At 34.8% G+C, this 23,013-nt stretch carries 26 protein-coding genes, 1 pseudogene and 1 other annotated feature; of the genes and pseudogenes, 19 read left to right on the top strand and 8 right to left on the bottom strand.

What is annotated here, in order from left to right; genetic code table 11:
* Nucleotides 1-16 precede the first annotated feature (16 nt).
* A protein-coding gene (locus tag JFU23_RS04265; RefSeq protein ID WP_201031461.1) for an IS3 family transposase occupies nt 17-1,371 on the top strand; the annotation gives its coding sequence in 2 pieces (ribosomal slippage) (nt 17-470 and nt 470-1,371; 1,356 coding nt in all).
* 38 nt (nt 1,372-1,409) lie between these two features.
* On the opposite strand, the gene JFU23_RS04260 is transcribed toward JFU23_RS04265, so the two are convergent.
* A complete protein-coding gene (locus tag JFU23_RS04260; protein ID WP_201031460.1) occupies nt 1,410-2,567 on the bottom strand; it encodes a 1-deoxy-D-xylulose-5-phosphate reductoisomerase in 1,158 nt (385 codons plus the stop codon).
* Nucleotides 2,568-2,705: 138 nt separating this feature from the next.
* Nucleotides 2,706-2,912: a binding site (T-box leader), on the top strand.
* Between the two features lie 44 nt (nt 2,913-2,956).
* Here JFU23_RS04260 and JFU23_RS04255 point away from each other — a divergent pair.
* The 7 genes from JFU23_RS04255 to JFU23_RS04225 all read left to right on the top strand — a co-directional run bounded on the left by JFU23_RS04255 (nt 2,957) and on the right by JFU23_RS04225 (nt 8,035).
* Nucleotides 2,957-3,955 carry a tryptophan--tRNA ligase gene (locus JFU23_RS04255; RefSeq protein WP_242483486.1) on the top strand — a complete coding sequence of 333 codons (999 nt, stop codon included), beginning with the start codon at nt 2,957-2,959 and terminating at the stop codon, nt 3,953-3,955.
* Between the two features lie 77 nt (nt 3,956-4,032).
* Nucleotides 4,033-4,185 carry a hypothetical protein gene (locus JFU23_RS04250; protein ID WP_201031458.1) on the top strand — a complete coding sequence of 51 codons (153 nt, stop codon included), beginning with the start codon at nt 4,033-4,035 and terminating at the stop codon, nt 4,183-4,185.
* Nucleotides 4,186-4,280: 95 nt separating this feature from the next.
* A complete protein-coding gene (locus JFU23_RS04245; RefSeq protein WP_085311946.1) occupies nt 4,281-4,844 on the top strand; it encodes a maltose O-acetyltransferase in 564 nt (187 codons plus the stop codon).
* A gap of 56 nt (nt 4,845-4,900) precedes the next feature.
* Complete coding sequence (locus JFU23_RS04240) at nt 4,901-6,094, top strand: MFS transporter (RefSeq protein ID WP_201031457.1); 1,194 nt, start codon at nt 4,901-4,903, stop codon at nt 6,092-6,094.
* Between the two features lie 122 nt (nt 6,095-6,216).
* On the top strand, nt 6,217-7,257 hold the full coding sequence (locus JFU23_RS04235; RefSeq protein WP_201031456.1) for an ROK family transcriptional regulator: 1,041 nt from the start codon (nt 6,217-6,219) through the stop codon (nt 7,255-7,257).
* Between the two features lie 45 nt (nt 7,258-7,302).
* Nucleotides 7,303-7,683 carry a VOC family protein gene (locus tag JFU23_RS04230; protein WP_085311943.1) on the top strand — a complete coding sequence of 127 codons (381 nt, stop codon included), beginning with the start codon at nt 7,303-7,305 and terminating at the stop codon, nt 7,681-7,683.
* 97 nt (nt 7,684-7,780) lie between these two features.
* Nucleotides 7,781-8,035, top strand: a complete 255-nt coding sequence (locus JFU23_RS04225) for a YbeF family protein (RefSeq protein ID WP_001288566.1) — start codon at nt 7,781-7,783, stop codon at nt 8,033-8,035.
* Nucleotides 8,036-8,153: 118 nt separating this feature from the next.
* On the opposite strand, the gene JFU23_RS04220 is transcribed toward JFU23_RS04225, so the two are convergent.
* Together JFU23_RS04220 and JFU23_RS04215 are read right to left on the bottom strand one after the other, a co-directional pair.
* Nucleotides 8,154-8,603, bottom strand: a complete 450-nt coding sequence (locus JFU23_RS04220; protein ID WP_201031455.1) for an NUDIX hydrolase — start codon at nt 8,601-8,603, stop codon at nt 8,154-8,156.
* Nucleotides 8,604-8,620: 17 nt separating this feature from the next.
* Nucleotides 8,621-9,461: pseudogene (locus tag JFU23_RS04215) on the bottom strand (DUF2785 domain-containing protein).
* A 123-nt stretch (nt 9,462-9,584) separates the two neighbouring features.
* Between JFU23_RS04215 and JFU23_RS04210 the strand changes: the two are divergent.
* The 3 genes from JFU23_RS04210 (at nt 9,585) to JFU23_RS04200 (ending at nt 12,376) form a co-directional block, all read left to right on the top strand.
* Nucleotides 9,585-10,307 (top strand): GNAT family N-acetyltransferase, encoded by a 723-nt coding sequence (locus JFU23_RS04210; protein ID WP_201031454.1) that lies wholly within the window; start codon nt 9,585-9,587, stop codon nt 10,305-10,307.
* 169 nt (nt 10,308-10,476) lie between these two features.
* Complete coding sequence (locus JFU23_RS04205) at nt 10,477-11,508, top strand: tyrosine-protein phosphatase (protein WP_201031453.1); 1,032 nt, start codon at nt 10,477-10,479, stop codon at nt 11,506-11,508.
* A 157-nt stretch (nt 11,509-11,665) separates the two neighbouring features.
* Nucleotides 11,666-12,376, top strand: a complete 711-nt coding sequence (locus JFU23_RS04200; RefSeq protein ID WP_201031452.1) for a YjjG family noncanonical pyrimidine nucleotidase — start codon at nt 11,666-11,668, stop codon at nt 12,374-12,376.
* A gap of 415 nt (nt 12,377-12,791) precedes the next feature.
* Here the strand turns inward: JFU23_RS04200 and JFU23_RS04195 are convergent, their stop codons facing one another.
* On the bottom strand, nt 12,792-13,289 hold the full coding sequence (locus JFU23_RS04195; protein WP_002142520.1) for a DinB family protein: 498 nt from the start codon (nt 13,287-13,289) through the stop codon (nt 12,792-12,794).
* A gap of 536 nt (nt 13,290-13,825) precedes the next feature.
* On the opposite strand from JFU23_RS04195, the gene JFU23_RS04190 reads away from it, so the two are divergent.
* Complete coding sequence (locus tag JFU23_RS04190; protein WP_201031451.1) at nt 13,826-14,788, top strand: tubby C-terminal domain-like protein; 963 nt, start codon at nt 13,826-13,828, stop codon at nt 14,786-14,788.
* 301 nt (nt 14,789-15,089) lie between these two features.
* On the opposite strand, the gene JFU23_RS04185 is transcribed toward JFU23_RS04190, so the two are convergent.
* Together JFU23_RS04185 and JFU23_RS04180 are read right to left on the bottom strand one after the other, a co-directional pair.
* Nucleotides 15,090-15,290 carry a helix-turn-helix transcriptional regulator gene (locus JFU23_RS04185; RefSeq protein ID WP_113734368.1) on the bottom strand — a complete coding sequence of 67 codons (201 nt, stop codon included), beginning with the start codon at nt 15,288-15,290 and terminating at the stop codon, nt 15,090-15,092.
* Nucleotides 15,278-15,637: a DUF3796 domain-containing protein gene (locus JFU23_RS04180; protein ID WP_002128288.1), complete on the bottom strand. Its 360-nt coding sequence runs from the start codon at nt 15,635-15,637 to the stop codon at nt 15,278-15,280. Before JFU23_RS04180 ends, JFU23_RS04185 begins: the two co-directional genes overlap by 13 nt.
* A 331-nt stretch (nt 15,638-15,968) precedes the next feature.
* Here JFU23_RS04180 and JFU23_RS04175 point away from each other — a divergent pair, with 331 nt between their 5' ends.
* From JFU23_RS04175 to JFU23_RS04150, 6 genes are all read left to right on the top strand, one after another.
* Entirely contained in the window at nt 15,969-16,163 is a 195-nt protein-coding gene (locus tag JFU23_RS04175) for a hypothetical protein (RefSeq protein WP_002142517.1), read from the top strand.
* A gap of 88 nt (nt 16,164-16,251) precedes the next feature.
* Nucleotides 16,252-16,977 (top strand): ABC transporter ATP-binding protein, encoded by a 726-nt coding sequence (locus JFU23_RS04170; RefSeq protein WP_002033261.1) that lies wholly within the window; start codon nt 16,252-16,254, stop codon nt 16,975-16,977.
* Nucleotides 16,970-18,634, top strand: coding sequence for a putative ABC transporter permease subunit (locus JFU23_RS04165; RefSeq protein WP_201031450.1), 1,665 nt, complete (start codon nt 16,970-16,972; stop codon nt 18,632-18,634). The genes JFU23_RS04170 and JFU23_RS04165 overlap by 8 nt, the downstream gene beginning before the upstream one ends.
* A 56-nt stretch (nt 18,635-18,690) precedes the next feature.
* Nucleotides 18,691-19,449 carry an SDR family oxidoreductase gene (locus JFU23_RS04160; protein ID WP_201031449.1) on the top strand — a complete coding sequence of 253 codons (759 nt, stop codon included), beginning with the start codon at nt 18,691-18,693 and terminating at the stop codon, nt 19,447-19,449.
* Between the two features lie 336 nt (nt 19,450-19,785).
* The gene (locus JFU23_RS04155; RefSeq protein WP_201031448.1) at nt 19,786-20,472 is read left to right on the top strand and encodes a hypothetical protein; all 687 of its coding nucleotides are present in this window, start codon (nt 19,786-19,788) and stop codon (nt 20,470-20,472) included.
* Between the two features lie 248 nt (nt 20,473-20,720).
* Nucleotides 20,721-21,008 (top strand): hypothetical protein, encoded by a 288-nt coding sequence (locus JFU23_RS04150; RefSeq protein ID WP_201031447.1) that lies wholly within the window; start codon nt 20,721-20,723, stop codon nt 21,006-21,008.
* 54 nt (nt 21,009-21,062) lie between these two features.
* On the opposite strand, the gene JFU23_RS04145 is transcribed toward JFU23_RS04150, so the two are convergent.
* Complete coding sequence (locus JFU23_RS04145) at nt 21,063-21,521, bottom strand: hypothetical protein (RefSeq protein ID WP_201031446.1); 459 nt, start codon at nt 21,519-21,521, stop codon at nt 21,063-21,065.
* 240 nt (nt 21,522-21,761) lie between these two features.
* Nucleotides 21,762-22,136: a winged helix-turn-helix transcriptional regulator gene (locus tag JFU23_RS04140; protein WP_002128279.1), complete on the bottom strand. Its 375-nt coding sequence runs from the start codon at nt 22,134-22,136 to the stop codon at nt 21,762-21,764.
* 127 nt (nt 22,137-22,263) lie between these two features.
* On the opposite strand from JFU23_RS04140, the gene JFU23_RS04135 reads away from it, so the two are divergent.
* Complete coding sequence (locus JFU23_RS04135; RefSeq protein WP_002167961.1) at nt 22,264-22,944, top strand: NAD(P)H-dependent oxidoreductase; 681 nt, start codon at nt 22,264-22,266, stop codon at nt 22,942-22,944.
* The last annotated feature ends 69 nt before the right edge of the window (nt 22,945-23,013 follow it).

Here is a 23,013-nt window from a genome sequence, read left to right as displayed (position 1 = left end):
GAGGTGCAGTTTTTCTATGGCTAAATTTACAGCTGATGAAAAAATACAAATCGTTCTACGTTATTTGAACGGAAATGAAAGTTATCGAGAAATGGGTAGAGCGATCGGTATAAGTGGCACAATCATTCTGAATTGGGTAAACCAATATAAGCAGAATGGTGTGGAAGCTTTTCTAAAACGATGTACAAATTACACACAACAATTTAAACTAGACGTACTAAACTTTATGATTGAAAACGGTATGTCCTTATTTGAGACGGCAGCTATCTTTAACATTCCTGCCCCTTCAACGATTTCTGTTTGGAAAAAACAACTCGAAACACAAGGAATTGATGCCCTTCAATCTAAAAAAAAGGGGCGTCCATCTATGAAAAAAGAGTCAAATAAACAAGTAAAACAAGCTTTAGCTGAAGGGTCAGTCGAAGCACTTGAAGCACGTATTAAACAGCTTGAAATGGAAAATGAGTACTTAAAAAAGTTGAATGCCTTAGTTCAAAACAAGGAAAAGTCACTAAACAAGACAAAGCGCAAGTAGTCTATGAATTAAGGCATAAATATTCGGTGAAGGCACTCGTGGAGTTAGCTACTATTCCACGAAGCACGTATTATGATTTAGTAAAGAAAATGAATCGCCCAGATGTAGATGCCGATTTGAAAGCTGAGATTAAAGTGATTTATGAGGAGAATGAAGGTCGTTATGGCTACCGTCGCATTCGTGATGAGTTAGCGAATCGTGGTCAGAAAGTGAATCACAAAAAGGTGCAACGTATTATGAAAGAGCTTGGATTAAAGTGTGTTGTGCGTATGAAGAAATATAAATCCTATAAAGGGAAAGTCGGTAAAATTGCACCCAATATTTTAGAGCGTAATTTTTATGCAGATGCACCGAATCAAAAATGGGTAACAGACATCACAGAGTTTAAATTATTTAGAGAAAAACTGTATGTATCACCTGTATTAGACTTGTATAATGGTGAGATTATTACCTATACAATTGGTTCTAGACCGGCGTATTCACTTGTTTCAGAGATGTTAGAGAAAGCATTAGAACGTTTACCTGAAAACCACCAGCTACTGATGCATTCGGATCAAGGATGGCATTATCAAATGAGACAGTACGTCCGTACACTTGAATCAAGAGCTATCGTACAGAGTATGTCTCGAAAAGGAAACTGTTACGACAACGCAGTAATAGAGAATTTCTTTGGGATTATGAAGTCGGAGTTCCTCTATATAAAAGAATTTGAATGCATAGAGCATTTTAAAATAGAATTAGAAAAATATATAGATTATTATAATAAGAAACGGATTAAGGCAAAATTAAAAATGAGCCCGGTACAATACCGGACTCATTTGGATCAAGTAGCCTAATGAAATAACCGTGTCTAACTTTTAGGGGTCACTTCATTTTAGCTCTTTTTTATTAATAATTGATTTGCGTATTGGCGTGCCCATTGATCAGCTTCTAATATATCATCGAGTGAAGGATCTTTTACGTTATGATGAGCTTCAACTGTATTGTAAATTGTTTTTTCGATATCGAAAAATGCAATTTCATTTTTAAGAAATAGTGCATTTGCAATTTCGTTCGCTGCATTTAATACGGCCGGAGTTGTACCGCCAATTTTTCCACATTCAAATGCATATTGTAGACAGGGGAACTTCTCTAAATTTGGTTTTTCAAAATGCAAACTACCAATTTCTAATAAATTTAATTTTTCATAGGATGAAGGTAGTCGAGTAGGGTAGTGAAACGCATATTGAATCGGCATTCTCATATCAGGAGCACCGAGCTGTGCCATGACTGATCCATCAATAAATTCCACTAAAGAGTGAATGATACTTTCTTTATGAATCATAACATCAATTTTTTCATAAGGAATATCGAATAGCCACTTAGCTTCCATCACTTCAAACCCTTTATTCATTAACGTGGCAGAATCTATCGTTAGTTTTGCGCCCATTAACCAGTTTGGGTGTTTTAAAGCATCCTTCGCTTGTAATATTTTCATTTCTTCACGTGTTTTATCACGAAAAGCGCCGCCAGAAGCTGTAACAATTAATTTTTCGATTTCCTTATTATTTTCCCCATTTAAACATTGGAAAATGGCTGAATGTTCACTATCAACTGGAATTAGGCGGCATCCGTTTTGTTTCGCTAGTTCGGTGACGATATGTCCAGCTGCAACTAAAGTTTCTTTGTTAGCGATAGCGATATCTTTCTTCGCCTTTAATGCTTCAATTGTTGGGAGTAAACCTGAAACACCGACAACTGAACTTAATACAAGATTTGTATCAGGATGGGTAGATACTTCAAGTAAACCATCAGTTCCATATGTAATTTTTGTATTTGTTGAAATACGAGAACGTAATGTATCCGCTAATTCTTTTGTCACTACGCTTACAATACGAGGCTGAAACGATTCGATTTGTTTTTCGAGAAGATCGATATTATAATTCGCGGTTAAACCGACGATTTTAAAATGTTCAGGATGAGCGGAAACGACATCTAATGCAGATGTGCCAATGGATCCTGTTGAACCTAAAATGGATATATATTTTACCATGAAAAAACCTCCAAAGTTGTTTCGAGTATTTCTGCAAACCTATATACTATTAGACAATTAAGGTGGAAATTCCTGCTATATAAAACGGAAAATTTAGGTTTATTTGAAAGGTAAATGTGATAAACTGTAAAAAATAACTAAAAAGCAATGAAAGAGAAGAGTACATATTCAAAACTTTTCAGAGAGCTGATATTTGGTGGGAATCAGTAAGTGATGAATATGGAATGGGCTCTGGAGCTTCTAGCTGAAATGAGTAGGCGAAGACGGTTACTTCACGTTAAGAAGTTGAAGTGAGCTATAATATAGCTAATTAAGGTGGTACCGCGGGAGTCTCTCGTCCTTTTTTTAGGATGAGGGGCTCTTTTTATTTTGAGAAAGGAGGAGTTAGGATGAGCGAGAAAATTATGTTAACAGGAATTAAGCCGACAGGTTATCCGCATTTAGGAAATTATATTGGTGCGATTAAACCTGCATTACAAATGTCAAAAAACAAAGAAGGAAAAGCATTGTACTTTATAGCTGATTATCATGCGTTAAATGCAGTGCATGATCCAGAGAAGTTCAGTAGTTATACGAAAGAGGTAGCTGCTACTTGGTTATCACTTGGACTTAGCGAAGATGTTATTTTTTATCGACAAACGGAAGTGCCGGAAATTCTAGAATTAGCTTGGATATTAGCTTGTCTAACTCCGAAAGGGCTTATGAACCGTGCCCATGCGTATAAGGCGAAGGTAGAGCAAAATAAAGAAGCGGGATTAGAAATTGATGCAGGTGTGAATATGGGATTATATACGTATCCGATTTTAATGGCAGCTGACATATTACTATTTCAAGCTACTCATGTACCAGTTGGAAAAGACCAAATTCAGCATATTGAAATTGCGCGTGATATTGCGACGTATTTTAATCATACATTCGGCACGACATTTACACTTCCGGAGTATGTCATACAAGAAGAAGGTGCAATATTACCTGGTCTTGATGGAAGAAAAATGAGTAAAAGTTACGGAAATGTGATCCCGTTATTTGCAGAGCAAGAAAAGCTACGAAAGTTAATATTTAAAATCAAAACCGATTCTTCACTTCCAAATGAACCGAAAGAACTAGAAACATTATTTATGATATATAAAGAATTTGCGGCAGAAGATGAAATGCAGTCGATGCGTGAAAAGTATGAGACTGGAATCGGATGGGGCGATGTGAAAAAAGAGCTATTCCGCGTTGTAGACCGCGAATTAGCTGGACCTCGTGAGAAATATGAGATGTATATGAATAAGCCGAATTTATTATATGAGGCGTTAGAAAAAGGTGCCGAGCGGGCAAGAGAAATCGCAAAGGTAAATTTAGCAGAAATTAAAAAACGAATTGGATTTGAGAGGGGACGTTAAGCGTTCCCTTATTTTTTTATAAAAAAATCGAACGAAATTTAAATTTGTTACCAATATAGATTGAGGGAGGGATAGAAATGGTCACAATTCTCGAATTAAAAATGTTGTTATTTCAAATAGGAACAGAAATTGTACCACCTAGTAATCTAAAAGAAAAAATTTTAATTCAAGTTAATCTGATGGAGGAAATAACATTTTGGTTGCATATATTAAAAAATATGCTAATATAGGGATACTTATTAAATATGTTTAATAAGTATAATTAAAGTCACTTATTAAAGTTGTTTAATAAGTGTAATTCATTCTATAACGAGGAGATGATTGGATGAAAACAGAGAAAGAAAAGATGTTAGCGGGAGAAATGTATATTGCGGATGACGAAGAATTAGTGGCTGATAGGGTGGAGGCAAAACGTTTAACACGCCTTTATAACGAGGCGATAGAGACAGGAGATGAACAACATTTTACGTTGTTAAATCAGATTTTAGGTTCTTCAGCTGACGGGAAATCTCACATTAATCCTGATTTTCGTTGTGATTACGGCTACAATATCCATGTTGGAAAGAGCTTTTTCGCAAATTTTAATTGTGTGATTTTGGATGTTTGTGAGGTGCGAATTGGTGATAATTGTATGTTTGCACCTGGTGTTCACATTTATACTGCTACGCATCCGTTGCATCCGGTAGAGCGGAACTCTGGCAAAGAATATGGAAAGCCGGTAAAGATAGGTAACAATGTTTGGGTTGGCGGGGGCGCTATTATTAACCCTGGTATTTCAATTGGTGATAATGCTGTAATTGCCTCAGGGGCAGTTGTGACAAAAGATGTACCTCATAATGTAGTAGTTGGTGGTAATCCAGCTAAAGTTATTAAAACGATAGACGAATAAAGGGCGTTTTCACTAGTTCGTAAATTATCGTATAGACAATGTGAAAGGTGTTTCATATGGAGAAATATAGTGCGGACAATCATACAAAGACATTACGTGCCTCTCGAAATGCTCTTTTTCTCTTATTTGCTTTGCCAGGTGTCGCGTTTGCTACATGGATTTCAAGAACAGCAGCTACTCGAGATATGTTAGCAGTGTCAAATGCAGAAATGGGCTGGATTTTATTCGGACTATCTGTCGGTTCAATAATTGGTTTACTGAGTGCAAGCCGCTTCATTGACTGTAAGGGAGCTAGAGACGTTATTATAGGCAGTATGTTTTTTATGATTGTTGGATTGATTTGTTTAGGTATAAATATTTATTTTGTTTCTAGTATGGGGGCTTTTAGTAGCTTACTAGTATTTGGAGTAGGCTACGGATTGGCGGAAGTCGCATTGAATGTAGAAGGTTCTTCCATTGAGCAGAAATTAGGAACAACTCTTCTTCCGAAATTCCATGGCTTTTTTAGTGTAGGAACTTTAGTAGGCGCGCTCAGTGGTACTGCCGCAGCGTCGCTTCACATCCCAATTCTGTATCAGTTTCTTACGATTTCGGTCGTGTTTGTATTACTTGTATGTATGTTGTATCGTTTTCTTCCGCATGGAACAGGAAAGAAGGAGAAATCGGGGAACAAAAGGAGAGAGAAGCATACGACCTTACGTATGGAAAAAAAGGTGCTTTTAATTGGTCTTTTTGTACTCGGAATGGCATTTGCAGAAGGTAGTGCAAATGATTGGCTACCTATCGTGATGGTAGATGGACACGAGCAAAGTATAGTGGCAGGTTCTATTATGTACACAATTTTTGTATTAACAATGACGTTAACTCGTATGTGTAGCAGCTATTTCCTTGATCGATTCGGTCGTGTCGCTGTCGTACGTGCTACTATTATAATGGCGGTCATAGGAATTTCAATCGTAATATTTGGGAGTAATTCGTATTTTTTAGCATTTGGTGTAGTACTGTGGGGGATTGGTGCAGCGCTAGGGTTCCCAATTGGTCTGTCAGCTGCTGGAGATGACCGTGAAAATGCGACTTCTAATGTTGCGGCAGTTTCTATCATTGGTTATACAGCCTTTTTAGTCGGACCACCATTTTTAGGGATACTTGGAGAAGCATTCGGAATACGCAATGCCTTGCTAGCGGTTTTATTATTTGTTCTTTTGTCTGGAATTGTATCATCTGTTACGAGAGAGAATACAGCGAGCTAAATAACAATTGCATGCATCCTAAATATATCATCTCTATTGCTTTAGAAAATGATGTATGATATATTGTCAACGCAACTTATTAAAAGAGTTTAATAAGTATGTTGAATAAGGTGGTGAGCGATTTGAGTGAACAATTTGTTACTCAAAAATCGATTAAAGAGACGATCCTTCGCGGCATTCGTACAGCTCTTCTAGAGCAAGGAAGTGCGACGAAAGTTGAGCTTAGTAATACATTAGAAATTAGTTTTCCAACGATAAGTAAATTTATAGAAAATATGAAACAAGATGGTGAAGTCACTTTAGTCGGTTTAGATGATTCAAGTGGCGGAAGAAGAGCGAAACGATATGCGTATAATCCGGAATATATGTTAGGTTTAGCGATATTTTTAGAAAAAAATGAGACAAACTATACAATTTTCAACTGTTTAGGGGAAGTAAAAGAACAAGGAAGTACTTCAAGTGTATTGATGGATACGGGCGTACATTTATTAACAGAACATATAGAAAGTCTTATAGCTACATTTCCGAAAATCAGCTCTATATCAATTGGTGTGCCTGGTTCGGTTGATAATGGTCGTATTTTCTATATTCCTGGTTATGAAAAGTTCCAAAACTTTAATTTAAAAAGTCACTTGGAGGATCTGTTTTCAATACCTGTAGTAATAGAAAACGATATGAATGCAGCAGTGCTTGGTTATTATAAAAGCACTGGAAATAACGACAATTCATCTCTTGTGTATTTGTATTCAGGTCAAAATGGCCCAGGGGCAGGGATTATGATAAATGGAGATGTAGTACGAGGAAGCACCTTTTTCTCAGGAGAGGTATCTTTCGTTCCGCAGTACGATAATAAAAATTTCTTACAAGCTTTAAGAAGTGGAGACGAAGTTAACGATGCAAATAATCCAGAGAAATATAATATAGATGCTATTACCCGTTTAATAGCTACATGTATAGCTATTATTAACCCTCATACCTTTATCTTCTGTGATGATGAAGTGAACCAATTTGTAATAGATCAAATTGTAAAAACTTGTCCGCAGTACATTCCGGTAGAACATATACCTCAAATAACAGTGAGCGATTGGAAAGAAGATTATTTATATGGACTAAAAAGTCTTGGACTTGATCTTATGATAACAAGAACAAGTAAAGAAAATTAAATATCAAAATGTTGGTTGAATACTGTAAAAGAAAAGGTGTCGATTATGAAAATTGAACATGTAGCAATTTGGGTGAATGATTTAGAAGGAATGCGTGATTTCTATAAACAGTACTTCGGTGGTGAAGAAAATAGCTTATATCACAATCCGAAAAAGCAGTTTGAATCTTATTTTATAACTTTTGAAGGTGGAGCACGTCTAGAACTTATGAGGCAAGTAGGGATAGACGATAATACACAAACACAAACAATAGGATATGCGCATATTGCTTTTTCTGTAGGTAGTAAAGAAAAAGTGAATGAATTAACTAATACATTAAGAGAAGCAGGATACCCTGTGTTAAACGGCCCACGTACTACAGGGGATGGTTACTATGAAAGTGTAGTAAGTGATCCTGAAGGAAACCAGATTGAGATAACAATCTAACATTATATTTATTAATAACTGATAAAAAATAAAACTTTGTTGTTCCCCAAAATGTTTACGAGAAACCTATTATTTCTTCAGAAAGGGGGACATAACAGTGAGTGAATTCATTTTTATTTTCTGTATATATCCATTGCTTATTTGTATTTTTTCAATAGCTGGGACATATAAATTAGGTGCATTTTATGTGATGCCAATGGTAATATTTCTTATTTTTCTTATGTTAAATGTTACATTGTATGATCCATCATTTTTCTTTTGGGTGGGCATGTATACTATTTTTTCATTCATTACTTCTTATATAACACTCTTATTTGTAAGGGGATATACAGCTGTAGAAAGTGAACGTTAATATCATTTGGTTATTTTTGGGGGAATAGGGATTTATGCTGAACGATAACAACCTCATTTCCCGTTATCATGACGGGAAATGAGGTTGTTTTATTTCTATATACAATATGTAATGTTTTTTAATTGGAGTGCTGAAACTCCCTAATAATACGTTCAATAACTGGATGAAGAGTAATAGGTAATTCATCAAGTGAAAAGAAGCGCAGTTCTTTCGATTCCGTTTGATCGCATACAAGCTCACCTTGAAATTCACGGCAAATATAAACAACGAGTACACCATGTACTTGATCACCGTTTGGATAGATTTGAAAGAAATCAGGTCCTGAGTATGTACGGAATAGTTCTGGATTTTTAATGATAAGTCCAGTTTCTTCATATACTTCTCGTTGTAAAGCGTCTTCTAACGTTTCGTTATATTCTAAGGCGCCACCAATAATACCCCAGCGGTTAAAATCTGTACGGAGCTGCAATAATATTTCATTTTTCTCATTTAATATAATGGCGTGTGATCCGATTAAAATGAGTGGATGATTTCCTACTAGATTTCTCATGTCTTCAATATAGCCCATAATTCTTCTCCTTATATTTAATAATAATTAGGCAGTTCTTTTAACATTTTTTCTGTTTTACGTGCTGTAAATGCTAAGTTATGATCATCTTTTGTTCTAAAAAATAATGTGCGTAAAAAGATTTTAATGTTTGCGCACAAAATACAATACTCATTAAGAGAAAGGCGTTTTCTAATTTGAGGAAGCCTTTTTTATTTTTTTATAAATAATTGAAATTAACTCATCTTGCGGAAAGTCATGATATAGCATAGATAGTAACGGTGTAACAATGCGTTCATCTTCATTATTATGAAAAAGATCCGATGGGATAAAAATTTTATTTAATAAACAATGAATTAATTCCTCGTACCACTCAAAAGTCGTATAGGAATTGTGAACAATTTCAGTAAAGGCATCAGATACGTGGGCAAGACAATGAGCCCATCCTTTATTTTCAATATAGCCTCGAAAATCCATTTCTAAGTTTGTGTATGTAATGAGTTTGTTTTTTATTTCTTCGATATCCTCCTCTGTAAAAAAATAGTGCGAGTTAGCGAATTGTAGTATTAACGCAAGTAACGAAACAGTGTAAGAACGTGTGAAAACCCCATCTGTAAGTGGGGAGTAAATGTCACAATATAAATACTCATCACTTAAACAAGTTTGTAGAAGTAATTTCAGTTGATCATCCATAAGGAATTCATGATGAATGAAATGTGCAAAACATTTATATATAAGTTGGTAACGAACGTAACTATCAGTTGTTCCGATATACTGAAGCATATTGAGCGTTAACTCATTAATATCTATATGTTGCAGTTGCGTATAGTCATTTTGTTGTATAAGCTCTAACTGTTGTTGCAGCGCTGTAATATTCAATGGAGAACCTCCTCCGCACTTTAAAGATGCAATGTTTTCTAGTATTCTATATATTCAAGGACAATCCTGCTCATGCAAGGAGAACGAGTAGAAATTCGAGTATGACATAGATGAGGGAAGTATATGATGACTATAGAACAGTTAGAAAAACATTTTAAAATAAGAAGAAATACTTCTTCTATAATGATAAAAGAAAATGATGCAGAGCATTTTACAGAAGAGCAATTAAAGGAAATGATGCAATATTGCGTTGCTGAGGCTGAAAAAGAGGGAATAGAAAACTTACATTTTGAGATTTCTTCAAAAAGCCCAAATTATGATGTGTATAAAAAATGCTTCGAAACGTATTCATTTGAATATGTTACTGAAAACATGATTGTATTTAAGGATATATATGAAGTAGAAGATCTAGAAAGTGAAATTGATTTTAAGCTTATTGAAGAGATAGGCGAAGCCGCTTTTTATTCACTGTGGAATGAAGTGACGGGAGAACAAGTTAATTACGATCAATTTGTACATATGATGCTACAAGAAATTGGTGAACAATGGAAGGAACATTGTTTAACAGCGAGTATCGATGAAGAGCCGATAGGAATTGTAATCCCGCATATTGAAAGAGGTACGTTAGAAGAAGGGAAACTAATGTATTTCGCAGTTGCTCCAAATATGCGAAAGAAAGGGTATGAAGCAGCGTTCTTTACAGGGGCAATGTTTGTCTTAAAAGAAATAGGCGCATCTTATTATATTGGCGAGACAAATGTACAAAATGAGTGGATGAAGGATGTTTTTGAAAAGAATGGATGTCAGTTGCTGAGTTCTACTGAGCGATATGTGAGGAAGTTTTAGGGGTACTCTCTTGAACTCATTTAGCGGGAATCCGTGTGCAAATTTTGAACAAGTAAAAGAACTTTTTGCATGTTTGTAAGATAAAAAGAAAAATCGAAACGACAAAGTATGCTTTCCTATAATACAATAGAGAAGGATTAGACTATATAAAGAAAGCGTTGGTGAAAGTATGAAGCAGCAAAGAAATTGGCTACAAGAAACTGTAGAACGAAATGAAGATAATACGTTACATATAAAGTGGGAAAATAATATAGAAGAAGTTCGTATTTATTGGAGTACTTCACCAGATCATATTGAGGAAAATGGAGAATTACTTGTAACAGTAAGTGGGGATTCAGCATGTACAATTGAAAACCCGAGTGAAAATGAGCGTCCATATTTTAGGTTAGTAGGAAGTAATGGACAAGCAGTCACAGTAGCTGAGCGTAGATTACCATTGCAAGGTGCGTTTAACTTCCGTGATATGGGAGGATATGAAACGACTGAAGGCCGTAAAGTAAAATGGGGTAAATTGTATCGTTCTGAAGAATTAGCAGGATTAACAGAATGGGATATCGAGTATTTACAGAAGTCGGGCTTAAAGTTAATTTGTGATTACCGTACAGATTTTGAAGTGAAACATAAGCCAAATCCAGATATTACAGGCGCTCGCCAAGTATGCTTACCAGTTATGCAAGACTTAGCGAAAGATTTAAATATAAATGAATTTTTCCAAGTTGGTGACCTTTCTATGTTAGGGAAACCAGGCGAGTATCTTGTGAAAATGAATCAAGATTTCGTAAGTGGTAATGAAGCATTCGTGAGCTTCTTAAACCTAGCGCAAAACCCGGAAAACTTACCGTTAGTAAACCACTGTACAGCTGGAAAAGACCGTACTGGATTTGGTTCCGCATTATTATTACTTCTATTAGGTGTATCAGAAGAAACGGTAATGCAAGACTATTTATTAAGTAACGGTTTCCGTGAGAAGTTAAACGAAAAAATGATGGCATTTTTAGGCGCAAAATTACAAAACGATGAAAGTAGAGCAATATTAGGTGCGATGTTTGAAGCTCGTGCTGAATATTTACAAGCTGCAATGAATGAAATCCAAAAGCAATACGGATCAGTGGAAGCATACGCTGAAAAAGCTCTTGGCTTTACGAAAGAATCGTTAGAGGAAATGAAAGTGTTATTGCTAGAAGATAAAGTGAAACTTTAATCAGTGAGGGGGCATCCCCACTGATTATTAGCCTTCACCAATCGGACTGCCCGTTAATGCGTGATAAATAATGAGGAGGGAGGCTGATTGGATTAGCCTCCTTTTATTATTGTTGCTATAATTAAGCTATGAGAATATAGGAATTGAGGCGAACATCATGAAATACAAAGTAATACTATTCGACGTAGACGATACATTATTAGATTTCCCTGAAACAGAAAGAAACGCATTACATAACGCATTTGTACAATTTGGCATGCCTACAGGGTATAATGATTATCTTGCAAGTTATAAAGAGATTAGTAATGGATTATGGAGAGATTTAGAGAATAAAATGATTACGCTAAGTGAATTAGCGGTAGATCGATTTAGACAATTATTTGCTCTTCATACTCTAGAAGTAGACGCGCAGCATTTTAGTGATGTATACCTTGAAAACTTAGGAAAAGAAGTACATCTTATAGATGGTGCAGTGCAATTATGTGAGAATCTTCAAGATTGCAAGTTAGGTATCATTACGAATGGATATACAAAAGTGCAACAATCTAGAATTGGAAATTCGCCTTTATGTAACTTCTTTGATCATATTATTATTTCTGAAGAAGTCGGCCATCAAAAACCAGCGCGTGAGATTTTTGATTATGCGTTTGAAAAGCTTGGGATTACTGATAAATCAAGTGTACTAATGGTTGGAGACTCGCTAACTTCTGATATGAAAGGTGGAGAAGATTACGGTATTGATACGTGTTGGTATAATCCGAGTCTGAAAGAAAACAAGACAAGTGTTAAGCCGACCTATGAAGTGGAGAACCTGCTACAAATTTTAGAAATTGCGGAAGTGGCGGAAGAAAAGGTAGCTTCATTTTAATAGAGTTAAGATTTTTCGATTAGTTGATATATATTAAGTTACGGTAGATATATTTGAAAAATCGTTCATATACTATGATATGGAACAAAAAAAGATGGTACCAAGTCAAAATAATTTTACTGAAAGAAAACAGAAATAACACTAAATAATATATTTAGCTGTTTGTAATTGGTCATTACAAACAGCTAAAAAAACGATTGCCTCTTAGGATCCAAGCAATCGTTTTTTTATTTTTTTCGGAGATGAAATTTGTATTTTTATACCCTATCTCCATCAAGTTTAAAAAATGTTTGTTCCCCAGTAATGAAAAAAATGAATTTAATTCTCATAAATAACTGTAAAGTGGTAAAAATTTCGTTTTGGGTGTAATTCAAAATCTTAAGTTAATGGGCATGAGGTGGAACCCTTTCCTTGTTTAGACCGGATATCCGCCTGTTGGCGGTGGCCAAGCACTAAATAATCTGCGAATCAGCACAATTTCTCCTAAATGGTAGGAGTTATGAGATGCAATATTCCGTAGAACACCGCCAGGGGTTTCATCAGGCCATTCCTCCAATGTTTTGTCCAATTGAACAGTTTGGGCGATCGTGCATGCCTGTTCAATCCCTTGAAGAAAATACTGAATAATCTGTTGCCACTCTTCCTCACTGCCAGGGCATTCTTCTTCAGGCCAGCTCTCTTTTACATGGGCAGGCAATGCAGGCTTCTTCCCCTGAGCGGATAATAAGAGAAAATCTTGCCAATAGGTCATGTGTTTCACTAATTGATAAATAGAATAAGGCAGTTCCTCTCTGCGTTTTCCCGCAAGCGCCACGTCTATATCCGACAAAGCATTCTTGATGGGAAGATGTCCTCGTTCCCCTCTTAACGATTTTACTAATGCCTGGCTAAACGCTTTATTTGATTGCTCCATAATAACTGACTCCCATCCTGTTTTATTTTCTAATTTGCTGATTTTATGATTCCGTCTTTTTTATATGTACTAAATAAATTATAGAAGCTTTACGACTATTAAGAGAAAGTAAAATAAGGCAAGAATCACTGACTTCTTAACGTACAGGAAATCGTAGGTTTTTATTTAATTAGTACCTTAATGTACAATTGTATTAACAGATAAATCAAAGGTTCGAATGACAACATTCAGGTCTGCGTTAATATCAGCCACTTTTGATTTTAGCTTTTCCGATCCCTCCTGAATTTTATCCAATTGATTTTATTGTGAATGAACTATGAGTTGATTATAATAATTAGAGTGAACTCTAAGTCAAGAAAAAAATAATAAAAGGATAGTTATTCTATTATGAGGGAGTTCGCGAAGCAAAAATAGCGCTACTATACTAAGGTCATTCACGTTTTATAATGCGATAATTAAATGTTTATATATACATAGTTTCTCAGAGTGATGCGATGTCATGTATGAGCTGTGTAACAACTAGAGGTGAGTGAAGGATGTTAATGTTTTTATTTGAGTTAGACAAGGCTATCCCGCAGAAGGATGAGCCACGGTATGCCGCTTATGCAAATGGCTTTATTGAAGGGGATTTAACGATTCGCGTGAGTGACAGCGTATTTTTTCAGAAGTCATGCATGAAGGTTGCAGAGCTTGGCATTTATTTAGGACAGTGGATGGAACAAGTGCAACATGGACAGAAAGAACAATTGAATTATGAAACGAGTGACCGTGAGGAAGTAATTCTCGGATTCGTATATGAAGAGGAAGATCAGTGGAGAGTTTTTTCCAGTTGGCAGCAATTTGAACTTCAAGAGCGTATATCAACTACAACATTAGTAGAGAGCGTTCAACGCTATTTATATGAGCTAAATAAGGAACTGCGCGCGATAGGATATCCTGTGACGTTTGATCAGTACTTAAGAGGAGAGCGAATGATGCAGCTTTCTTATAAACGACTGTGTGATAGTAAAGCGGATACGACTTCGATAGAGGTTTACAATGGAAGCGAAGGAGTAGGCGCAGTACGGGGCTATTATAAAAATACGTTGATGAAAGTGCTAGACTTCATTCCGAAAGTCGGTAGTAATATCATTTATGAAATAAAGGATAGTAAGAACAATATTCGCGTCATTGCAAAGGATGTAAGTAGGCAGCGTCAAAGAAGGATTTTAGTAACGTACATCGATAATAATGATGCAGAGCATGAAATACTTGTATGTGACGGAAAGTTATTAGATGCAAATTTCTTATTTACTTTTACATATAAGACAGAAGAATATGTTGTTCACAAAACTTCAATTGGGCTTGGAAAATTATTACGAAACGGCTATGTAATCGCAGATTGGAATATTCGTCTTGAGGAAGATATGTATTGTATCGAGATGGATGTATATGATGAGGATTATATAGAGGATCAATACTTACTGTTAGGTGTATTTCATGCGGTTTTGTATGGGTGATAAAGTGAAACTTTAATCAGTGGGGGTCTTATTGCCCGTAAATAGTGGGATAAATGAGAAGTACCGGTATTCTTCATGGAAAGAATACTGGTATTTTTTATGTTGTTCTGGAAAAAGTACGGTATTTTCGTTGCAACATACTGGTCGCTTTGATGAATGCAGTGATAAAAACCATAAAAAATAGGTGTATCAAGCAAAGTGTTGATACACCTTAAAACTACATTGTTAAACAACATGCGTCGTCTAGTATATATTTAATTACTTTAGATTCAGTATTATATATTAAACTTGGTGCCCTTTATTAATCCTCAAAAATAAAAACCTCATCAATCGTACTATGAAGTGCTCGCGCTATATCATGAGCAAGCTGTAAAGAAGGGTTATACTTTCCTTTTTCAAGGTGGCTAATCGTTTCACGACGTACACCAACGCTTTTCGCTAAATCTTCCTGCGTCATATGCACTTTGGCGCGGTATTCTTTTATCTTCGTTACGAACGCCATGGTGCATCTTCCATTTCATCAACTGGTTTATCGTAAAAGAAGGTAGAGAATCCGAATGTAAGAATGAGTGTACTGAAAATAAGAGCAATATCAATCTCTTGTAGTGTAGGATTCGGAAATAACATTTCAATAAAGATAATGATAGCGGTAGTTAATAACGTAATGATAAAGGCGTTGCGGCAAGATTTATTGACGATTTGTTCAAATAGTTCATCGTGTTGAACTTTTCTATACGTCGTGAAAAAGGAGAAGAAACAAAACATAGTAAATAATCCTTTTTCATAAAAAAATCCGAGAAACCCAAAAAAACCGAGAAATCCTAAATATTTTATCCAAGTCGTTTTCATGATAGATTCTCCTTCCGATGTTAGAAATAAAGTGAAACTTTAATCAGTGGGGGGTGTTCATCCCCCACTGATTATTAGCCTTCACCAATCGGGCGTTTACGGGCAGCAGGGCTCCCACCTAACTTCTTTGCTCCAGCCGAATTTTGAGGTGGGAGTCTTACTGCCAGTTAATGCGGGATAAATCACTATATGTTATAAATATATCACATATGGAAATTCATAGTAATAATAGTTTTGCGATTTATTTCATAATAATAGTAAAAAAGGTTAAATATTCTGTAAAATAAAAAGGGAAATATCGTAAAATGGATGTAAGGAGGGGGAGGACGAAATGTTAACTGGGATAATGATCGTTATATTACTTGTAGTTATTACTGTAATTGGAACGGTGTTAATTGGGCGAAATGGTGATGCGAATTATAGTAAAGCGACAAAAGGAAATATTAAACGACTTACGATGATTTATATAATACTAGCTGTTGTTTTAATTGTTGGATTAGGAGTTTATATTTATTTTAAAGGTTAAAAAAACTGAAAAATGTAAAAATCTATAAATATAAGTATGCTATAATGTTAATATAGTTAATTGGTAATTAAGGAAAGGATTGGATGTAATGATCGAAATTTTGAATGTGTCAAAAAGTTATAATGGATCTACCTATGCAGTAAAAGATTTAAGTTTATCTGTACCGAGCGGAGAAATCTTTGGGTTTTTAGGACCGAATGGTGCGGGTAAATCAACGACAATTAAGATGATTACTGGTATTCATGGGGTGGACAAAGGAACCATTACAATCAACGGTAAAGATATTATGAAAAATCCGATGGAAGCGAAGAAAACATTTGGCTATGTTCCAGATAGCCCGGATATGTTTTTACGATTAAAAGGGATTGAATATTTAAACTTTATGGCTGATATGTATGAAGTACCGAAGGAAGTAAGACAAGAACGAATAGAGTCATTAGCGAAGAAGTTTGATCTGTACAATGCTTTATCTGATCAAATTCAAAGTTATTCACACGGTATGAGACAAAAGATTGTTATTATCGGTGTGCTCGTACATGAACCAGATGTATGGATTTTAGATGAACCGTTAACAGGTCTTGATCCGAAATCTGCATATATTTTAAAAGAAATGATGAGAGAACATGCTGATAAAGGGAAGATTGTATTTTTCTCGACACACGTATTAGAAGTAGCTGAAAAAATATGTGACCGCGTCGCGATTATTAATAAGGGAAATCTTCAGTTTAAAGGGAATTTAAATGAAATGAGAGATCATTTTGAATCCAATGAATCACTTGAAAAAATGTTCTTGGAGATGACGGGAAATGAGTAAAATTTGGACGTTAACGAAAGTATTATTGAAATTAAATTATGCAGATTTCATAACAGATAAAAAGAAAAGGTGGGCGTATTTATTTTCATTTGCAGCCATTTTATTTGTAGGTTTTTTAATATTCGGTTCGATGACCCATGGAATATATGAAGGAATGATACACCTCGGACAGGATCCAGGAATTGTTATTGCGATGGGATTAGCAGTTGCTAGTATATGGGTATTTTTGATGAGTATTATGAACATTTTAACAGTGTTTTACTATAGTAATGATGTTGAAATGTTGCTACCGTTACCATTAAAACCAGCGCAAATTATTTCGGCAAAGTTCTTTACAGTGTTAATTACACAATACGTAATGAGCTCGTTTATTTTATTGCCTATCTTTATTACTTACGGTTTAAAGAGTGGTGCTTTCATTACATATTACATTTATATGATTGTCATTTACTTATTCTTCCCGATCATTCCGCTAGTTTTAGCTTCGTTAATTATGACAATTATTATGAGGTATACGAATATAGCGAAAAATAAAGATCGAGGAAGTATATTTATTGGAATCGTAAGTATACTATTTATCGTCGGAATCAATGTATTTATGCAATGGAGAAATAAAAGTGCAGTATCTGGAGCTGGAGATTCAGTTGCGAATTATCTTACAAATAATCAATCCTCCCTTTTCATACAAATGACAAATTATTTTCCGACTACATATTTTGGTGCAATGGGATTAGTAGAAAATGCATCGTGGAAGGGAATATTATACGTACTAATATACATTCTTATTTCTATCACATTTTTCGGTTTGTTTTATTACATTGCAGAGCGTACATATTTAAAAGGGGTTATTGGACTTTCAACGAGTACAGCAAAGAAAGAGGTAATTTCAGCAGAAGGTTTACAGAAATCAACAGTACAAAGTTCTCATTTAAAAGCATATGTGAAAAAAGAATTTAAAACGTTATTCCGTACACCACAATTTTTCTTAAATTGTATTGTGCAAACTTTCGTTATGCCAATTATGCTGTTCTTTGTTTTGTTTGTACAAGATGGAAATTTAAAATGGATTACAGGGTATATTGATAATCCAGAATCAGCAGGTTTCGCAATTGGTGTTGGCCTTTGTGCATCCTTATTTTTAATGGGGAGTAACGTTATTGCAACAACGTCATTCTCACGAGATGGAAGCTCTTGGTTTGTGAATCGTTACTTACCAGTAAAGGCTTCGGATATCTTTTTTGCGAAAGCGATAACGGCCTGGTTAATTAATGTAGTCATTTTAGCAGTATTCGGTATTACAATGGCAGTTGTAGCAGGTATTTCGCCAGTCTTCATGATACTTTGGTTCTTACTAAGTGCGAACGGTTTATTGTTAATTAATTTAATCGGTACACGCTGGGATGCACAAACTGCAGATATTCATTGGGATACAGAACAGAAATTATTTAAAAGTCGATATACAACTTTGTGGAATTTTTTAGCTAATATTTTAATAGCTTTAGTTATTGTAGCGGGTGTAAGTGTATTATACTTCTTCCTTCAAGTAGGACTTTGGATTATGTTTATCGTTTTATTTGTAATGTTTACGATTGTAAATTATATCTTTATTAAAATTTTAAAATTAGGCGCTGAGCGTATATTGTCAAATATTAATTAAAAAGGTAGATCCTCTGTATTCGTGCAGGGGATTTATCCATAGATGGAGGAGAAAAGGTGAAGAAAATAGCAATTGTAACAGGGGCAACTCGTCTGAATGGAATTGGTGCAGCTGTATGCAAGGTGCTTGCTCAAAATGGGATAGACATTTTTTTCACGTACTGGCCTCGGTACGATAAAGCGATGCCATGGGGAATGAATGATCAAGAGCCCTTTTTGTTGAAAAAGGAAATTGAAAGTTACGGCGTTCGATGTGAAATGGCAGAAATCAACTTATCGCAGTCTTATTCGCCTAATCGTGTATTGTATATGGTATCAGAACGTTTAGGGGATCCATCTATTCTTATTAATAATGCGGCGTATTCTACTCCTACGAAAATTGAAGAGTTAGATGTAGAACAGCTAGATAAACATTATACGGTCAATGTTCGTGCTCCTATGCTATTAAGTTCATTATTTATTAAACATTTTTCACTTAAAACGAGTGGAAGTATTATAAATCTTACTTCTGGGCAGTCATTAGGCCCGATGCCAGATGAACTAGCATACGTAGCAACGAAAGGAGCAATAGAAGCATTTACAAAGTCAGTTGCACCAGTAGCTATGGAGAAGGGGATTACAGTCAATGCTGTTAATCCAGGACCGACGAATACAGGATGGATTACAGAGGAATTACAGCATCATTTAGTATGGAAATTCCCGCAAGGTAGAGTTGGAGAATCGGTGGATGTGGCACGCTTAATTGCTTTTTTAGTAAGTGAAGAGGCGAAGTGGGTTACTGGGCAAGTCATTCATTCGAACGGTGGTTATTCATAAAAATATTATGTTAACAAGTGTTGAGAAATAAAAAAATTAGTAATTATTTTGTTTTTTGTATAAATAAAATGTCAAGAAAGATAAAAAATTGATAGGGGAGTATGTTGTCATTTGTAGATTGTAAATCTTCATGTGACAACATACTCTTTTTCTTTTGCTACAGAGGAGGAAAATGTAGTAGAAAAAACTCGAATATTAAAATAAATTTATCGTTTTTTGTACGTATTATTATGAAGATTACTGTCGGAAAGATGGTGATTCGTATGAAAAGGGATTTTTTAAGGGGAAATAGAATCGTAAAGAGAAGGATAAAATTGTAAACATAGGGGGATTTTTATGAAAATGAAAAAGGTCGCTATCGCATCAGTAGCAATTGGTACAATGCTTTCAATGGCAGCTTGTAGTACCTTCACAGATAAAGATGAAGCGAAGAAGGATCCAGCAACAGCGCAAAATGAAGAGCAATCAAAAACGACAAGTGCAGATGAAGCGTCAAAAACAACGAAAGATACTGAAAAAGACACAAATACTTCTTCGAATGAAAAAACAGATAAGGATGCAAAAAATACAAAGGAATCATCAGGAACAGAAAGTAACGGAAAAACAACAAAAGAAAAAGAAACAACAGGAAAAACGAATGATCAAACTACTAGCGGGAAAACAACAGATCAAAGTACAAGTACAAACAACAACGGAAAAACAACGAAAGATCCGAAGAAAAGCGTAGCTGTGAAAACAAATGTAAAAGAAGTCGTTACATTAATTGAAAGCTTAGACAAGCAATTAGCTGCAAATCCTAAATTAGAAACAGTTAATAAACTTGGAAAACAAATTAATGAGAAGTGGGATGTAATTGAAAAAGAGTTAGAAGCATCGCATCCGACTGAATATAAAACAATTGGCCAAAGTATGTATCCGCTAATTGTAGGAGCGGAGAAAGAAAAGATTGATGTTAATAAAATGAAGTCATTAACGACGAAAACGAAAAAAGATTTAAATCAATTATTAACGAAGCTTTCATAGTTTCAAAAGCCTACTCGTGTGAGTAGGCCTTTTTAGTTTGTTGTACATTCTCGTTGGGTGTTAAGAAATAAAGACTTCATTTGAAAGGAACATCACAATGATAAAAAAGAGTGATAACTATTAAAGATATTCTTTGATAGGAAGTCATATAAAATGCTCCCTTGTATTTGTATTTGCAATTTAGTAGTTTTTAAAGTTCATTATTTTCTACAAAAATTTTATTTTGTAGAAAAGGGGAATGGATTGATATGTACGATAAAGAGAAAATTTATGATGAGGAAATTGCACCGTTAATGCAGCAGATTCTTGAAATCTGTAAAAGAGAAGAACTTCCAATGGTAGCTCAGTTTTATCTCGCTGAAGAGTCGCCATATGATGAGGAGTCAGTTACACCATTATATTGCACATCAATTATTATTCCTGGTGATCGTAACGATGAGGAAGGTATCCAACAATTGCAGGATATTGACGAGGTAATGAAATATGGAAAGAATGGTCCTCCATACTTTATGGCAGCAACAATACGAAAAGAATAAAAGAGCAGCTAGCAAAAGCTAACTGCTCCAATCGGTAATATTATTCCAAAAGTACTATTTTTCAAACTCGTCTAGTGCTCTTGCAGCAATTTTGACTTTAGAAAATGCACCACTGTTATTTTTAAATACAATCTGGTATTTACCATTAGGAAGCCAATCAGACCACTCATTACTAAATTCATTAATAGTTTGTTGTCCAGGTGTTAACTTTCCGTTTGATAACCATCCACCTTTAGAATTATATAAATCATAACTGAAAGTTTCATTACCAATATTTTTAAGAAAAACTCTTAGATCCTTCCCGCCTTCATGGTGAAATTTGTAAATTCCTGAACCGTAAAAAGCGAACTCTTCATTAGCCTCTAAAGCATATTGAACTGGTGGAAGTTGCACTTGATTAGACTCAGTACTTGCAGGACTTACCTTTGTTTCTTCGGTTGCCGCGAATGTTGAATTTTGACCTAAGCCGATAAGAGATGCAGCAATTACAGGGATAGCTAAGAATTTTTTCAAGATAAACACTCCTTATGGTTTTTAATTGAGATTTGCTCTCAAATACATAATAACCAATTAAGATGAATAAATTAATAGATAAATATTGTGTTTTACAAAAGTAAGCAATAATTTACAAATAACGCAACATATTGACAAAAAGTTAAATAAAATAATCCTTTTACTCAAAAAAGATTGCCAGTATCCTAAGAGGCAATCTTTTTTGAGGTGTTTGTAATGGCTAATTACAGGTTTTAAAAACTATTTAGTGTTATTTCTACTTTCCAAAACCTGCTCCATATTATTAGTCGCCCATTCCATCATTAAAAGGATAATTGGACGTAATGACTCGCCAAGTTCAGTTAACGAATATTCTACTTTAGGGGGCACTTCACGATATACCTCCCGATGTACGATGCCATCTGCTTCAAGTTCTCTAAGTTGAAGTGTTAACATTCTTTGGGTGATATTAGGTTTTAATCTTTTTAATTCATTAAATCGTTTCTTACCATCTAATAAATGATAAAGAATAACACCTTTCCACTTTCCACCAATAACCTCGACGATAGCTTCTACTGGACAAGAATATTTATTTAAAAATGGATAATTTACATCATCTTCTTTTGAACTAATCATAAAAAGACTCTCCCTTAACAATAGTATCTTTTTTGATACTATAGCACATAAATGTGCGTACTTGTATCATTGTTACTTTAAAAATATAATTTGGTTAAATAATAATTTAATGAAAAGGGGATCTTTTATGACTAACACAAAACAAAATACAAAACAAAAAATTATTGAGGCTTTTAACTTTAGACATGCATGTAAAGAGTTTGACCCTATGAAGAAAATTTCAGAAGATGATTTTAAATTTATTTTAGAAACAGGAAGATTATCTCCTTCTTCTTTTGGATATGAGCCTTGGAAATTTATTGTGGTACAAAATAAAGAATTAAGAGAAAAACTATTACCATATTCATGGGGAGCAGGTGGGCAACTTTCAACAGCAAGTCATTTTGTCATTGTTCTTTCAAGAAACATTAAAGATATGCACTATGATGCAGAGTATATTCAGCACATGATGAAAGATATTATTGGATTGCCTGAAGAAGCTCAACAGATGAGATATGAATTCTTCAAAAAATTCCAAGAATCGGATTTTAAATTGTTAGACTCCGAACGAGCTGTATTTGATTGGTCATCAAAGCAATCTTATATTGCTTTAGCTAATATGATGACTAGTGCAGCTCAAATCGGTATTGATTCTTGTCCAATGGAAGGATTCGATAAAGAAAAAGTAGATTCTTTACTTCGTCAAGAAGGAATTTTAAAAGATGATAATCTTGAGGTATCAGTTATGGTTGCATTTGGATACCGTAAAGGAGAACCAAAATTTAATAAAACAAGACAAACTATGGATACTATTGTTGAATGGATTTAATAAGATAAATTTGTATCCATATAACGAAAAAAACGCTACCCTTTCTATAGAAAGGATAGCGTTTTTTTA

Source organism: Bacillus sp. TH50, assembly GCF_016650565.1.
Lineage (GTDB): Bacteria > Bacillota > Bacilli > Bacillales > Bacillaceae_G > Bacillus_A > Bacillus_A mycoides.
Note: the sequence above shows the minus strand (reverse complement) of the source record. Positions and strands in the feature narration are given on the sequence as shown.

What these genes read in the sequence shown, in the direction of transcription:
- JFU23_RS04260 (WP_201031460.1), bottom strand. Translation starts at nt 2,567, where the DNA reads ATGGTAAAATATATATCCATTTTAGGTTCAACAGGATCCATTGGCACA.
- JFU23_RS04255 (WP_242483486.1), top strand. Translation starts at nt 2,957, where the DNA reads ATGAGCGAGAAAATTATGTTAACAGGAATTAAGCCGACAGGTTATCCG.
- JFU23_RS04250 (WP_201031458.1), top strand. Translation starts at nt 4,033, where the DNA reads ATGGTCACAATTCTCGAATTAAAAATGTTGTTATTTCAAATAGGAACA.
- JFU23_RS04245 (WP_085311946.1), top strand. Translation starts at nt 4,281, where the DNA reads ATGAAAACAGAGAAAGAAAAGATGTTAGCGGGAGAAATGTATATTGCG.
- JFU23_RS04240 (WP_201031457.1), top strand. Translation starts at nt 4,901, where the DNA reads ATGGAGAAATATAGTGCGGACAATCATACAAAGACATTACGTGCCTCT.
- JFU23_RS04230 (WP_085311943.1), top strand. Translation starts at nt 7,303, where the DNA reads ATGAAAATTGAACATGTAGCAATTTGGGTGAATGATTTAGAAGGAATG.
- JFU23_RS04220 (WP_201031455.1), bottom strand. Translation starts at nt 8,603, where the DNA reads ATGGGCTATATTGAAGACATGAGAAATCTAGTAGGAAATCATCCACTC.
- JFU23_RS04210 (WP_201031454.1), top strand. Translation starts at nt 9,585, where the DNA reads ATGATGACTATAGAACAGTTAGAAAAACATTTTAAAATAAGAAGAAAT.
- JFU23_RS04205 (WP_201031453.1), top strand. Translation starts at nt 10,477, where the DNA reads ATGAAGCAGCAAAGAAATTGGCTACAAGAAACTGTAGAACGAAATGAA.
- JFU23_RS04200 (WP_201031452.1), top strand. Translation starts at nt 11,666, where the DNA reads ATGAAATACAAAGTAATACTATTCGACGTAGACGATACATTATTAGAT.
- JFU23_RS04195 (WP_002142520.1), bottom strand. Translation starts at nt 13,289, where the DNA reads ATGGAGCAATCAAATAAAGCGTTTAGCCAGGCATTAGTAAAATCGTTA.
- JFU23_RS04190 (WP_201031451.1), top strand. Translation starts at nt 13,826, where the DNA reads ATGTTAATGTTTTTATTTGAGTTAGACAAGGCTATCCCGCAGAAGGAT.
- JFU23_RS04185 (WP_113734368.1), bottom strand. Translation starts at nt 15,290, where the DNA reads ATGGCGTTCGTAACGAAGATAAAAGAATACCGCGCCAAAGTGCATATG.
- JFU23_RS04180 (WP_002128288.1), bottom strand. Translation starts at nt 15,637, where the DNA reads ATGAAAACGACTTGGATAAAATATTTAGGATTTCTCGGTTTTTTTGGG.
- JFU23_RS04175 (WP_002142517.1), top strand. Translation starts at nt 15,969, where the DNA reads ATGTTAACTGGGATAATGATCGTTATATTACTTGTAGTTATTACTGTA.
- JFU23_RS04170 (WP_002033261.1), top strand. Translation starts at nt 16,252, where the DNA reads ATGATCGAAATTTTGAATGTGTCAAAAAGTTATAATGGATCTACCTAT.
- JFU23_RS04165 (WP_201031450.1), top strand. Translation starts at nt 16,970, where the DNA reads ATGAGTAAAATTTGGACGTTAACGAAAGTATTATTGAAATTAAATTAT.
- JFU23_RS04155 (WP_201031448.1), top strand. Translation starts at nt 19,786, where the DNA reads ATGAAAATGAAAAAGGTCGCTATCGCATCAGTAGCAATTGGTACAATG.
- JFU23_RS04150 (WP_201031447.1), top strand. Translation starts at nt 20,721, where the DNA reads ATGTACGATAAAGAGAAAATTTATGATGAGGAAATTGCACCGTTAATG.
- JFU23_RS04140 (WP_002128279.1), bottom strand. Translation starts at nt 22,136, where the DNA reads ATGATTAGTTCAAAAGAAGATGATGTAAATTATCCATTTTTAAATAAA.
- JFU23_RS04135 (WP_002167961.1), top strand. Translation starts at nt 22,264, where the DNA reads ATGACTAACACAAAACAAAATACAAAACAAAAAATTATTGAGGCTTTT.